This window comes from Trebonia sp. (assembly GCF_030042015.1).
GTDB lineage: Bacteria > Actinomycetota > Actinomycetes > Streptosporangiales > Streptosporangiaceae > Trebonia.
Genome location: NZ_JASIAL010000063.1, coordinates 1 through 13625 on the forward strand (window position 1 = coordinate 1; position 13625 = coordinate 13625).

Annotated in this window: 10 protein-coding genes and 1 pseudogene; 5 read left to right on the top strand and 6 right to left on the bottom strand. The window is 71.0% G+C overall.

Features of this window, described 5'->3' with window-relative positions:
• The 3 genes and pseudogenes from Q1N79_RS03065 to murJ all read right to left on the bottom strand — a co-directional run.
• Positions 1-497: pseudogene (locus Q1N79_RS03065) on the bottom strand (hypothetical protein); the annotation flags it as partial.
• Positions 498-718: 221 nt separating this feature from the next.
• Positions 719-1207, bottom strand: a complete 489-nt coding sequence (locus tag Q1N79_RS03070; protein ID WP_300604030.1) for a GNAT family N-acetyltransferase — start codon at positions 1205-1207, stop codon at positions 719-721.
• A gap of 52 nt (positions 1208-1259) precedes the next feature.
• Positions 1260-2963: a murein biosynthesis integral membrane protein MurJ gene (murJ, locus tag Q1N79_RS03075; protein ID WP_300604033.1), complete on the bottom strand. Its 1704-nt coding sequence runs from the start codon at positions 2961-2963 to the stop codon at positions 1260-1262.
• 199 nt (positions 2964-3162) lie between these two features.
• On the opposite strand from murJ, the gene Q1N79_RS03080 reads away from it, so the two are divergent.
• From Q1N79_RS03080 to Q1N79_RS03090, 3 genes are read left to right on the top strand one after another with little or no spacing between them, the layout of a single operon-like run.
• On the top strand, positions 3163-4287 hold the full coding sequence (locus Q1N79_RS03080) for a hypothetical protein (RefSeq protein WP_300604036.1): 1125 nt from the start codon (positions 3163-3165) through the stop codon (positions 4285-4287).
• Entirely contained in the window at positions 4284-5303 is a 1020-nt protein-coding gene (locus Q1N79_RS03085; protein WP_300604039.1) for an ABC transporter ATP-binding protein, read from the top strand. The genes Q1N79_RS03080 and Q1N79_RS03085 overlap by 4 nt, the downstream gene beginning before the upstream one ends.
• Positions 5300-6199: an ABC transporter permease gene (locus tag Q1N79_RS03090; RefSeq protein ID WP_300604043.1), complete on the top strand. Its 900-nt coding sequence runs from the start codon at positions 5300-5302 to the stop codon at positions 6197-6199. The genes Q1N79_RS03085 and Q1N79_RS03090 overlap by 4 nt, the downstream gene beginning before the upstream one ends.
• Positions 6200-6204: 5 nt before the next feature.
• Here Q1N79_RS03090 and Q1N79_RS03095 read toward each other — a convergent pair whose 3' ends face one another.
• Positions 6205-7017 carry an alpha/beta fold hydrolase gene (locus tag Q1N79_RS03095; protein ID WP_300604045.1) on the bottom strand — a complete coding sequence of 271 codons (813 nt, stop codon included), beginning with the start codon at positions 7015-7017 and terminating at the stop codon, positions 6205-6207.
• Between the two features lie 216 nt (positions 7018-7233).
• Between Q1N79_RS03095 and Q1N79_RS03100 the strand changes: the two genes are divergently transcribed.
• Entirely contained in the window at positions 7234-7707 is a 474-nt protein-coding gene (locus Q1N79_RS03100) for a hypothetical protein (RefSeq protein WP_300604048.1), read from the top strand.
• A 97-nt stretch (positions 7708-7804) separates the two neighbouring features.
• On the opposite strand, the gene Q1N79_RS03105 is transcribed toward Q1N79_RS03100, so the two are convergent.
• Positions 7805-8818 (bottom strand): Lrp/AsnC family transcriptional regulator, encoded by a 1014-nt coding sequence (locus tag Q1N79_RS03105; RefSeq protein WP_300604050.1) that lies wholly within the window; start codon positions 8816-8818, stop codon positions 7805-7807.
• Positions 8819-8930: 112 nt separating this feature from the next.
• Here Q1N79_RS03105 and Q1N79_RS03110 point away from each other — a divergent pair, with 112 nt between their 5' ends.
• The gene (locus tag Q1N79_RS03110) at positions 8931-10484 is read left to right on the top strand and encodes an MFS transporter (RefSeq protein ID WP_300604053.1); all 1554 of its coding nucleotides are present in this window, start codon (positions 8931-8933) and stop codon (positions 10482-10484) included.
• 2565 nt (positions 10485-13049) lie between these two features.
• Here the strand turns inward: Q1N79_RS03110 and Q1N79_RS03115 are convergent.
• The gene (locus Q1N79_RS03115) at positions 13050-13619 is read right to left on the bottom strand and encodes a Fic family protein (protein ID WP_367185024.1); all 570 of its coding nucleotides are present in this window, start codon (positions 13617-13619) and stop codon (positions 13050-13052) included.
• Positions 13620-13625: the final 6 nt, after the last annotated feature.

Here is a 13625-nt window from a genome sequence, read left to right on the forward strand (position 1 = left end):
CCGGGCCCCGGCCGTCCGGCGGGGCGCCCGCCCGGGGCGCCCGGGGCGCCTGGCCCGCCAGGCAGTCCCGGTGCCCCGCCCGTGAGCTGGTACATCCGGGCGTCCTGCATGCCCTTGGCCGCCCGCCAGCCCAGCGCGAGCGCCGCGAGCAGCCACGCGGCGATCACGCCGACGACGGGGGCGATGTGCAGCCCGTGCAGCTGGTTGAGCAGCGCCACGACGAAGACCACCGGCCACGCCAGCGTCACCGCGACGGTCCGGCACGGCACGTACCAGCGGCGCAGCGGCCCGAGGTGCGCGACGACCGCCATCACGACCGGCAGCGCGTACAGCGCCCAGCGCTCGGGCCACGACGGCTGCGCGGCCGCGGACGGGCTGTACAGCGCGGTCACGTAGATGATCCAGACGGCGAGCATGGCCACGTACGCGGAAGCCATCTTGGTGCGCACCTTGCCGGCCACCGCGATCGGCGCGAGCACAGGGCAAAGGAACACCACGGCCCCGATAATCGGGACAATCCTCTGCGGCAGGGGAATCCGGTCCGTCGCACGCTGCACGCGCTCGACGAGGTTGAGCCTTTCCCGACCCGTGGACTGGACCCTATCGTTTGGCAGCATCGTGCTCCCTCGGACAGTCGTAAGTCCTTGTATAGCAGTATCGGGGGACGTCGCAACAGCACACGGGCCGATACGCTGCGTGAAATTCCCGCCCGCGCGATCTAAACGATGCAGGTCAAGTCGATCTCGTCACGCAGCGGAATGCCGTAATCGCCGGTGCGCGGAATCTCGGGCTTACGCAGCCGCGACCGGTCCACCGCACCGGGCCGGAGCGCGGACAGCCGGAATCCGCGCCGCTGGTAGAACCGGAGGGCGCCGATATTGTCGTTGGTGGTCGTCAGCACAATCTCGCGGCAGCCGCGGCGCTTAGCCTCGGCGCGAATGGCCTCGATAAGCATCGTGCCGATTCCGGCGTGCTGATCGAGAGCGTTGATCGTGACGATCTCGAGGACACCGGGCCGCACGTCGTACGTGACAAGTCCGGCGATGCGCCCGGCGCGCTCGGCGATGAAGCCGGGAAGGGTGGCCGGATAGAAAACCCCATCGTGCACGACGACCTCAGGGGCGCCCCACAGCTGGGTCGTCAGCCATTCGACCGTGGGCCGGTCATTTTCCTCCACGGGCCGGACCGCGACCTCGCGCTCTTGCACCGCACCATTATCCCCGCTTCCCGCGCGCCGCGCCGCCGCAGGGACAACCCGGTCACGGCCGTAGCCTGGCCAGCCGGCGGAACCGCTGGGCCACCGTCTTCAGGTCTCCCCTGTCCAGCGCGTAGGCCACCACGCCGAAGGCCGCGACGGCGATCATCGCCGCCGCCGCGCCCGACCCGACGTCTGCCAGCCTCCGGCCCGCGGGCAGCACCAGGGTGACGGCCACGCCGAGGATGGCGCCCGCGACCCCGGCGGCCACGCCGACCAGTGTCGCGTGGCCGACGCCCTGGACGGCCGCCCTGCCGCGGATCCGCCGGGTCGCGATCACCATCGGGACCGCCACGACCACCTGGGTGATCGTGCTGCCCAGGGCGAGGACGGCGACAACCAGGCGGGCAGGCACGAGCAGGACGAGCGGCACGCAGAACACGATCTGCAGCAACTGCCCGGCGACCAGCCCCGCCGCCGCCACCTTCAGCCGCCCCACGGCGAACATCACCCGCGAGGCGTTGGTGATCACCGCGTAGCCGACCAGGCCGGGCGCGAACAGGGCGAAGCCCCCGATGAGCTGCGACACCTGGTCCGGCTGTTTCGCGAGGAGGTGCGCGGCGGGCAGGCAGACCGCGGCCATCACGGCCGTGCCGAGCCAGGACATGAGCACGACCGCGCGGGTCGACCCCGCGCAGGTGCGGTCGAACGTCTCCCCATCGGTCGCCGACAGCACGGGGAACGCGCTGGTCACGATCGACAGGGCCAGCACGGAGTAGATAGACGTGTACACCAGCCAGGCGTAGTTGAACATGACGAGCGCGCCCGTGTCGCCGTGCCCGTTGGCGAGGTCGATGTTCACCACCGTGTCCACGTCACTGGCCAGGAACTCAAGGACCCCGACCAGCGCGAGGCCGCCGGCCAGCCGGATGACCCCGGGCGGGAACCGCAGTGCCGGCCGGAGCCTGAGGCGAAGCCGCCACGTCGGCGGGAGCACCACGATGACCAGCATGGCGATGTTCAGCGTGGTCCCCACCGACAGCACCAGCTCGGCCGCGAGCGGGGTGCTGGCCAGCGGCAGCCCCTTGTCCAGGGACGGGAAGGCGAGATAACAGCAGATCAGCACCACGTTGGCGAGTACCGGGGCCAGCGTCGGGCCCGTGAACCTGCGGTACGCCTGCAGCAGCCCGAAGAGCACGACCGACAGCCCGTACAGCAGGACCTGGGGCGCGAACACGACGAGCATGCTGTGGGTGATGGCGACCATCTCGGCGTGCGCGCAGCTCGAGTTGGGGTTGGCCGGCATGAGCAGCGAGGCGATCGGGCCCGCCGTTGCCGCCACGATCGCGGTCAGCGGCACGAGGATGACGACGGCCCAGGTCAGCAGGGCGGAAGAGATCTGCTCGACGCGCGCCTTCTGCGCGGGGTCGATGCCCGCCCGCTGCGCCGAACGGGCAAGCACCGGGACCATCGCGCTGGTCAGCGCGCCGCCCAGGGCCAGCTCGTAGATGAGGTTCGGCACCTGGCTGGCGGTCACGTACGCCGTGCCCAGGCAGCCCGCCCCGACGCTTTGCGAGAACACCAGCGTGCGGACCAGCCCGAGCATCCGGGACAGCGTGGTGAGCCCGGCGATGAGCAGTGCGCCCCGTGCGATGCCGGGCGCGATGCCAGGCGCGATGGCCGTCCCGGTGCCCGCCGCTTGCTCGGGCACGTCCTGCGCCGGAGCACGCTGCGCGGACTCGGTCACGCCAGTCTCGTTCGTCGGCACACGCAATCCCCTGCTCTGCTAGCGCGGCGGCCGTGACAACCGGCTTAGAGAGCCCGGATCAGCGGAAGTAGAGACCGCGCGTATACAAGACGCACATTCTCCCCGTCGAGATTACAGGCGAGGCGCCGCAGCGGGCAGCCGGAACCGCGGTCAGCGGCGCACTTGCCCGCACCCAAGGCGGCTACCGTATCGTGATGGGGTGCGCCCTGGGCACGCCTGGCATGTCGGATGGCGCTGGATTGTCGTGCTGACCGGCGTCGCCGTGCTGTGCTGCCTGCCTATCTTGGCCAGCGCGCTCCCGGCGAGCGTGCCGAGGTTCACGCCGCGGCAGCTTGAGAACCTCATCCTCGGCTCCCAGCGCCTGTCGTTCGCCGGTTACGCGGAAAGCGACGCGGACTTCGGCCTCCCGCCGCTGCCCGCGTTCTCCACCGTCACGCCCCTGCTTGACGGGGTAACCCGGATGCGGGTCTGGCAGGCCGCGCCCGACCACTGGCGGGTGGACACGCTCTCCGACGCCGGCGAGAACGACACCTACCAGGTCGGCGACAACACCTTCGTCTGGGACTCGGGCGAGCAGCTGCTCACCGGAATCTACGGCCCCGAGGTCATCCGGCTGCCCAGAGCCGCTGACCTGGTGCCAGCGGCCCTGGCCGTTCGGCTAATCGAAGAGGCGGGACCGGACGCGGAGCTGAGCCTCTTGCCGCCACAGCGGGTGGCCGGGCAGAGCGCGGCGGGGCTGGCGATCAGGCCGGCCAGCCCGCAGTCCACGATCGCGCGGGCCGACATCTGGGCGGCGCCAGGCACCGGGCTGCCGCTGCGCGTCGAGATCTTCGGCCGCGGCTCAGCGCAGCCGGCCCTGGAAACGCAGTTCCTCCAGGCCGGCCGGTGGACGCCGTCCGGCGACGTGCTGACCCCGCAGCTCGGCCCTGGCGCCGGGTTCACCACGACCACGCCGAGCGCCTTCGCCGGAGTGCTGCAGAGCCTTGACGACGAGGTGCTGCCCGGCAGCCTCGCCGGGTTCGCCCGGGGCCGGTCACCCGTCCCGCAGATCGGCGTGTACGGCGGCGGGCTGACCTCATTCGCGGTGCTGACGTTCACCCCGGGCACCGGCGCGCAGCTGCTCAGCGACGCGCTGAACGCCGGCGCGGCGCAACTCGCGTTCCGTGACGGCACGATGGCGGTCGCCAGCGCACCGCTCGTCAACCTCGTTCTCGTGCAGCCCAACACTTCCCCCGACACGTTCCTGCTGGTCGGGCTGGTCAGCCAGGCCACCCTCGAGCAGGCTGGCGCAGCGCTGGCCGCCGACCCGGATCAGGGCCAATGATCACCACGACGAACCTGACGAAGCGCTTCGGCCGCGTCGAGGCGGTCCGCGAGGTCAGCCTGGACGTCCGCGAGGGCGACAGATACGGCCTGCTCGGCCCGAACGGCAGCGGCAAGTCCACGCTCGTCCGCATGCTGCTCGGCCTGGTCTACGCGACGAGCGGGTCGATATCGGTGCTCGGCGAGCCGATCCCGCGGCACGTGAGCCGCGTCCTGCCGGAGATCGGCGCCATGATCGAGGAGCCCGCGGCGTACCCGCACCTGTCCGGGCGCGCCAACCTGCGGCTGCTCGACGCGGCGGGACCCGGCTGGCACGGGTCGGGGCGGACCAGGCGGCGGCGTGTCGACGAGGCCCTGGAGCAGGTCGGCCTGGCCCGCATCGACAGGCGGCCGGTCCGCGCCTACTCGCTCGGCATGCGGCAGCGGCTCGGGCTGGCCGCCGCGCTGGTGCGCCGCCCCCGGCTGCTCATCCTCGACGAGCCGACCAACGGCCTTGACCCGCGCGGCATCAGGGACATCCGCAACCTGCTGATCGGCCTGAACGACGCCGGGGTGACCGTCTTCCTGTCCAGCCACCTGCTGCCGGAGGTCTCCGCGCTGTGCACCCGGATCGGCGTGCTCGACTCGGGCGCCTTGGTGCTGCAGGACGAGCTCGCGGCCCTGCAAAAGCCGACCGGCCGCGTGCTGGTCTCTACCGATGATCCCGAACGCGCGGTCGCGGCTCTTGACGGCCTCGTCGAGCGCAGGGACGGGGCGGACCTGGTGGTCCGGTCTGCCGATCCGGCGGCCCTGAACGCCCGCCTCGTGGCGGCCGGCGTGCCGGTCCTGTCGCTGGTGGCGCAGCGGCGCAGCCTTGAGGAGATCGTGCTTGAGGTGACGGGGGCCGGCTCGGACCAGTTCGGCGTGCCCGCTGCCACTCCTGGGGGGACGACCCCCCTGGACCCCCCCGCTCATGGGGGGCTGCCCGCCCCCCATGACCCCCCGGCCGCCCCCCATAACCCCCGGGACATCTCGTGATCGCGGTCGAGCTGTTCAAGCTCGTCCGGCGGCTGCGGACCTGGATCTCGATCGCCCTGATCTGCGCGCTGCCGCTGGTCGTGGCCATCTTCATCGCGGTCACGCACCTGGCACCGCCGCCGGGGCAGGGCAGCGCGTTCCTGTCGGCGGTGCTCGACGACGGGCAGCTGTATCCGGCGGCGGCGCTGGCCCTCGTGCTGCCGGTGTTCCTGCCTGTCGCCGTCGCGGTGATGGCGGGCGACTCGATCGCGGGCGAGGCTTCGGCAGGAACGCTGCGCTACCTGCTGGCCCGCCCGGTGGGACGGACCAGGCTGCTGGTCGCGAAGCTCGTCGCGGTCATCGCGTTCACGGTGCTCACCGTCGTCGCGGTCACGGTTACCTCGTACGCCACCGGCGTGCTGATCCTGGGCCCGTCCCGCGCGGCGGCGGTCGGCGTCCCGCCCGGCGGGCTTTCCGGTTCGATCGCGCCGGGCGCCGGCGGCGCGCCCACGGCCGGGCTGTCGGCAGGCGCGGCCATCACGTCGCTGTCCGGCGCGCCGCTGACCACCCTCGATCTCATCGAGCGCGTCCTTGGCGCGATGGCGTTCATCACGGTCTCGATGCTCGGCGTGGCCGCGATCGCGCTCTTCCTCTCCACGGTCACCGACTCCGCGATCGGCGCCGCGATGGGATCGCTGGCGGCGCTGGTCGCCAGCGAGGTGCTGGTCACGCTCAACTCCGCGACCGCGATCCAGCCGTACCTGCCGACCAGGTACTGGCTGGCGTGGATCGACTTCTTCCGGCAGCCGATCTTCTGGCGCGACATCCAGCGTGGGTTCGGCATCCAGGCGGTGTACGTGGTCGTGTTCCTGGCGGCCGCCTGGGCGAACTTCGCGACCAGGGACATAACGACCTGACCGGCTTACTGACCCAGGGCCTCAAGCGCCGCGCAGTCGCCGGGGGCCGGAGCGGTGACGCGGTTGCTGGCCAGCGTGCGCAGGACAAGGCCGACGACGAGCGGGGCGGTGGGCAGCTGGTCGTGCTGGATGTCCGCGCCCGGGCAGATCGACTGCAGCGGCACGTTCACCGCGCCGGGCAGCCGGGCCGAATCCGGCGGCTGCACGGTCTGATCGTCGGTGCTCCACAGCGACAGCCAGGGCGGCCGCGGCCGCGTGGACTGCTGCAGCTGGGTCAGCAGGGCGCTGCCCGGCACGAGCTGCTGGCAGGCGACCGGGCACAGCGCGGGGTCGTAGCCGGTGCCGACGGCCGCGATCCGCGCGCCGTGCAGCGGGGATCCCAGCGTGATGATGGCGCCCGCCCTACCCGCGCCGCCGTAGTCGACGTCCCACAGCCAGGCGACGACGCCGCCGGCCGAGTAGCCGATCACGGTGACCGGCCCTGACCCGTCGGCGATTGCCTGGTTCACGTACCCGTCAAGCACGCGGGCCTGCACGGTCAGGTCGCCGGTGCCGTTGCCCGCCAGCTGCACCACGGTCGCGGTCCGGCCGGCCTGCCTGATCCGCGCGGCCAGCTCGTCAAGCGACGTGGTGGACCCGCCGTACCCCGGCACGAGCAGCACCGCGCCCGGCCTGCCGGGCACCGCCTCCGGCTGGCCTCGCGTCGCCTCCACGCCGACGATGACGCCGACCGCGGCCACGACGAGGGCGAGCCCGCCGAGCAGCGCCCTGCGCCGCGGGCTCAGACCGGTCCACCGGCGAGTCCAGGGGATGCGCATACCTTCTATGGTGCGTCCGGCTATGCCGGTTGCGTGCAACCAGCCAGCGCTCCCGTAGGTCAAGGCACGGCTGGCCCGCGGCCGGGCCGCCCCCGCGCCCTACCTGCGGGAAACTGCGACGCCGTCGCCTGGCAGCGGCGAGTTCAGCCTCACCGCCGGGTCGGCTTAACCGCACCCGCTGGAGCATGGCGCGCGCTGCGGGTACCGTGAGGCGCTATGGACGACGACGAGTTCCAGATTTCCTACGAGGGCGCCACGCTCGGGGTTCCGGTGCTGACCAGGGATGGCGAGCAGTTCGGCATCCTGGAGCACGTCCTCGCGGTGGAGGAAGAGGACATCTTCGAGGGCATCGTGGTGTGGGTGGGGGGAGGCGGCTGGGGCGACCGGAAGGCGCAGCGCGAGCTGAGCCGCAGTCACCAGTCCGTCACCCGCTTCCTCGAGACGTTCCAGCACAACAAGCTGCGTTTCGTCGAGGCGGACAAGGTGGCGATGATCACTGTCGGATACGTCAGGTGCGACCTGGACCTCGCGGAGACCGGACTGCTGCAGCCGCCGTCCGGCGCGCCGGTCTTCTACGCCAACGCGATCGACCAGGCCGGGCCGCAACAGCAGCAGACGGTGTATGTGAACCGGTACGGGAACCAGACGTACGGGCAGATGTTCAACCGGGCCCGGTGGCGGCAGGAGTAGCGGGCGCCGGGACAGCTGACGGGCTGGAGTAGCGCTAACGCACAGTCCGCACGCTGGTTGCGACAAATCGCGCGAAACGGACGGCCAAGGCTCCGTGCTAAGACGCTGCCGCTGACCGGCCTATCCGCTTGATGGTGCTGATGATCGGCGCGCTCTCGACCGACTGCAGGCCGGGCAGGTCGGCGAGCCTCGTTGTCAGGTAGGCGTACAGGTGGCGGGTATCGCGGAACACCGCGCTGGCGGCGAGGTTGGTGGCGCCGGTGGTCGCGGCGGCGAACGGGATCTCGGGGTGCCCTGCGATCGTCCGGCCCGCGGCCTCCAGCGAAGCCGGCTCGATCTTGAGCCACAGCATGACGTTCACGTTGGCACCGAGCACCGCGTCGTCGACGTCGATATCGAAGTACAGCAGTCCGGCCCGCCGCAGTTCCTCGATCCTTCGCCGCACGGTCGACTCGTGCCAGTGCGTCGCGGCGGCCAGGTCGGCGATCGGCGCCCGTCCGTCACGGGCCAGCTCGGCGAGCAGCGGGTCGTCCTCGGCGCGGAGCACCGCCGCGTCGGCGTCCTCGGTGCCCGGGGCGGGGGCGGTCTCGAGCGGGGCCGACGATGCCTCGGGCACGGTGTCGCGAAGTACGGCCAGCTGGGCGTCCGACAGGGCGCCGACGTAGCCAACGTATGCGACCGGGGTGAACACGTGCAGGACCGACTGCGCCGTGATCGCCGTGACGTGACGGCTGCCGGGCAGGCCGCGCAGGAACAGCGCGTTGCGCTGTTCCGGGCTGCGCGCCTGCAGCGAGCAGACGATCTCGGTGCCGCCTGAATACAGCCGCACCCACCGTGTGTCCGGCCGCTGCGCCAGGGTGTCCGCGATGCGCTGCGCGCTGCCGGGAGCGGCCTGCAGGCGGACCAGCCAGTCCACCCAGCCGGCCCGTGGCCCGTGAATGAGGCCGAACACCCGCAGGCCGGCGATTTCCGTCAGCCTGCGGTACCTGCGCGCGATCGTCTGGTCGGAGACCCCGAGCACTGCGGCGAGCAGACGGAACGACGCCCGCGGCGCCACGACCAGCGCGTGGAGAAGCTGGCGGTCGACATCATCGAGCTGACTGGTTCTCACGGTTACTAGCTTAATGAATGTCGAGATCCGGCCGGATGGCCGCTGAATCCGGGTCGTCTGCCCAGTCACGAGCACGATGGACGGTGAGTCGCCGAACTGAAGGGATAACCCGGTGGACAGCAAATGGTGGACCCTCATCGCGGTCTGTGCCGGGATGTTCATGCTGCTGCTTGACGTGACCATCGTCATCGTGGCGCAGCCGTCGATCCAGGCAGGACTGCACGCGCAGTTCAGCGACGTGCAGTGGACACTTGACGCCTACGCGCTGACCCTCGCGTCGCTGCTGCTGACCTCGGGCGTGCTCGCCGACCGGTACGGCCGCAGGCTGTTGTTCACGATCGGGCTCTCGGTCTTCACGATCGGCTCGCTGCTGTGCGGCCTGGCCGCCAACCCGCTGATGCTCATCGTGTCGCGCAGCGGCCAGGGGGTCGGCGGCGCGATGATGTTCGCGACGTCGCTGGCGCTGCTCGGGCACAGCTTCCGCGGCCCGGAGCGCGGCGTCGCCTTCGGCGTGTGGGGCGCGGTCGTCGGCATCGCCACCGCGCTCGGCCCGGTGCTCGGCGGGGTGATCACCACCGACTGGGACTGGCGGGGCATCTTCCTCGTCAACGTGCCGGTCGGCGTGTTCGCGCTGGCCGTGACGATCTGGCGGATCGAGGAGTCCCGCTCCCCGCACCCCGCGCCGCCAGACTGGGCTGGCTTTGCGCTGCTCACCCTCGGGCTGGTCAGCTTCGTCTACGGGCTGATCCGGGCCGGGGAGAGCTCGTGGTCCGACACCGGGGTCATCGCCTGCCTGGCCGCCGGCGTGGTCCTGCTCGCCGCGTTCGGCGTGACCGAGAGCCGGGTCGCCCATCCGATGTTCGACCTGTCGCTGCTGCGTGTCCCGACGTTCAGCGGCGGCGCCATCGCGGCGTTCGCGATGAACGGGTCGCTGTACGCGATGCTGCTGTACTTCACGATCTACCTGCAGGATGTCCTCGGCTACTCGGCGCTCGACGCCGGGCTGCGGATCGCCATCCTCAGCGTCGCCCAGCTCGGCACGTCGGTGATCGCCGGGCGGCTCAGCGCCCGGGTGCCGACCCGGTGGCTGATCGGGCCAGGCCTGCTGCTCGTGGGCGTGGGCCTTATCGTGATGACCGGGCTGAACGGCGGCTCGGCCTGGACGCACCTGATTCCGGGTTTCATCGTCGCCGGGCTCGGCAGCGGACTGGTGAACCCGCCGCTCGCGTCCACCGCCATCGGCGTCGTCCCGCCAAACCAGGCCGGCATGGCCTCGGGCGTCAACTCCACCTTCCGCCAGGTCGGCATCGCGACCGGCATCGCCGCCCTGGGCTCGATCTTCACCTCCGCGATCGGCGACCACCTGTCCGGCGCGCTGCCGCCGTCGCTGGCCGGGTCGGCGGGGAGCATGGTGAACGCGGTGCGCCAGGGCTCGGTCGGGCAGCTGATCGCGCGGGCGCCGGCGGCCGACCGCGGCGTCATAACCCTGGCGCTGCGGTCGAGCTTCGCCGCCGCGCTCAACGAGCTGCTTTACGTCACCGCGGCGCTCGCCTTCGCCGGCGCGGTCTGCGCCACGCTGCTGATCCGCCGCAAGGACTTCCACCGTCCCGGCGACAGTGCCCCCGGGCCAGCCGGGCGCACCGCGGCACAGGTCGCGGAAGCCTAGGAGATGGCGCCCTCGTCCCCGAGCACATAAGCAGGCATGTACTTGGCAGCCTGCTGCCCCCTCTAGAGAAATGAATGCCCGGTGTGGGGACCGGGCGCCTCGTGCCGTGGCGGCGTGGGGCAACGGGACATCGGGGATCAGGGGATTGACATGGCACATCCCGTGGCGGCGCACACCGGGAAGGCCGATGGCGACGACTGGGCGATTTGCTGCTCGGGAGGCGGCATTCGTTCTGCCGCCTACTGCCTCGGGGCGCTGCAGAGCATGGACAGCGACGGCCTGCTCGAGAATGCCAGCTGGGTCGTCGGAGTGTCGGGAGGAAGCTACATCGCCTCGTCCCGGGCACTTGTGGCGCACGACCTGCCGCCCGGGACAGTGCCGCACGCCTACGCCCCTGGCACTCCCGAAGAGCGCAGCCTACGCGACAACACCCGCTACATCGCGCCAAACAGCGCGACGGTGCTCGTCGGGGTCCTCTCGCTGCTCCTTGGCGCGATCGTGACGTTCATTATCGTGGTTGCCCCCCTGTATGCGTTCGCGCACGCCTGGGGCTGGCTGCTGCGCTGGCAAGGTGTCCTGGTCCCGTCGGGGCCAGCCGCCATGACGGCGGCGGTGACCGGGATGGCGTGGTGGCTCCCGCTGGTGATCACCGCCGGCAGCACGCTTGTCCTGTTCGCGTTCTGGTGGCTGACGCTCGAACCGCCGGGCCGCCGCCAGAACTCTCCAGCGCCGTGGTGGGCGTGGCTGAACCCCGACGATCCCGACCGCAGCGCCAATCGGGCGCAGCTGGTGAGCTGGGCGGCCCTCCTGACGGCGGCCGTGGCCCTGGCGATGCTCGCGGCTCCGTCGCTGATCTCGTGGCTCACGCGCAGCACCGGGTCGTTCGGCTCCCTAGCGCACTTCATCGGCTTCGGCGGACGGCCGTCCTGGTCGCTCCCGGCACTGGCGGGCCTGATCGCCGCGGTAACGGCCGTCGCCCGGTTCTGCCAGGCCGGGCTCGCCAAGTGGAACGCGCTCAGCGGCCAGGCGAACGCAGCGGCCGGAAACCCGGGCATCCTCACCACGGTTGCGGGCTGGCTGCGCCAGCAATTGATGCCGTGGCTGGCAAGCGCGGTGATCGTCCTTGGCGGCGCGGTGCTTGCCCTGTTGTGGATTAGCGACGGCGCCCGCGCCGGGTTCACCGCAGGTCAGCTCCTGCCGGTGTGCATCGCGCTGGCGGTCATGCTGTTGGGCCGCGCCGCGGTGAACGTCAACCGCATGTCGCTGCATGATGTCTACCGGTGGCGGCTGGCTAACGCGTTCGCCGTGACCCGGCGGGCGGCGCAGGCGCGCAATGCCGTGCAGGCACGCCAGTTGTTCGCCGAGGCCGCCGCAACCCGCCTATCCCAGCTGCGGGACGATGGCGGCAAGGCCGGGAGGCCAGGCCTGGTGATATGCGGCACGGCAAATATCAACGCGGACCGCGAGGTCCCACCGGGCAGTGGCGGTTTCTGTGTCAGCTTCGACGCGGACCACGTCACCCTGCGCCGCGAGACCTGCGCCGCGGGCGAGGCTGACGCCCAGGCGCTGACCTCCGATTACGAGGCTCTGGTCGGTGAGCGCAGGAGCACCCTGTTTGACATCTCGGCGATCAGCGGGGCGGCGATCTCTCCGTTGATGGGCGCCGCGACGCGGCAGGCTTACCGGATCCTGCTCACCGTGACCAACGTCCGCCTTGGTGTGTGGCTCCCGCACCCGGCCCTGGTCCGGGAAGCGCGCAAGCGCATCCATGAGCAAGCGCCGGGCGGTTCCGTGGCGGCGCGGGGCGAATCCGACCGGTGGTGGTCGCGGCGGCCGCTCCTGCTGCTGCTCTGGTACGTGTCGCCGCACCCGCTGTGGGACCGTAAGGCGGACCTGAACTTTGACCGCGAGGGCAGGCTCTGGGCGCACGTGCTCCAGCTCAGGCTCGACAACAAGCTCGCCGGAGAAGTCTGGTACCGGCTGATGCAGCCCACCGTCGGCCTGCTGTGGGCGGAGGCTGTCGGCCACCCGAGCTACCGGGACACCTGGATGTACGTGACCGATGGAGGCCACTACGACAACCTCGGCCTGGTCGAGGCGCTGCGCCGGGGCGCACGGCACATCGTGGTGCTCGACGCTTCCGGCGACAAGGCCGACACCTGGTTCACCCTCGGTGGATCGATGGCCCTGGCCAGGAGCGACGCTGGAGTGGATATCGCTCTCGACCCCACCACGATGGTCGACGGCCACGCCGGGCTGGCCCCCGGGCAGGTGATCCGCCCGTGGGCATACGGGACGTTCAGCAGGCCACCTGGGGACCATGGGCTGCCCGAGCAGGGCGACATCTGGGTGTGCAAACTCGGCTGGTGGACCGGCGCGCCCTGGGACGTCCTTGCGTACGCCAAGGATCATCCGACTTACCCGTGCGACAGCACGCTGGAGCAGTTGTACGACGCCGCCGAGTTCGAGGCCTATCACGAACTCGGCAGCGCCACCCTGCAAGCCGCCGCCGGGGAATGCGTGCCCCCGCTGCGGTCCGCTATCACAAGTACTGGGGCAGTGCACTTATTCGTTGGGTGCAGTATTCCCAAGCCGACGCTGGTGCCTCGCCATCCGGTAGGCGTCCACTGCCCTGCGCGAACTCCTCCAGATCCCATCAGGTCCCTGTACTGCGTCGAGCCTTCCGCGTTGTGCCGCCCGGCGCAGCGCGATCAGCGTGAACTCCTCATCAGCGAGGGCGGCGAGCGGGACCAAGCGGGCGGGACCAGCGACGTTGGGGACGATGAACCGGTTGAGGTTGTCATACATAGCCCGGGCGATCAGTTCTCCAAGCGCCCCGTAGTCGCCGCTATCGGCACGCTGCAGCGCCGCCAGGTACGCGCTGCGCTGCCTTTTGAAGATGATCACGGGCGGATAGCCGCTCCGGACCAGCACCAGGTTCATGACGAGCCGTCCGGTCCGGCCGTTTCCGTCGATGAATGGGTGCACCCTCTCGAACTGGTTGTGAAGTCGCGCCAGTTCCTCTGGCAGCCAGCGATCGATCTCGCCGCGCCCCACGCGGTCAGCGGTAACGCTGACATCCTCCACCCACCGCTGCATCTCTGCGGGTACCAGCGGCCAAGTCGGGGGTGTCATCCCACC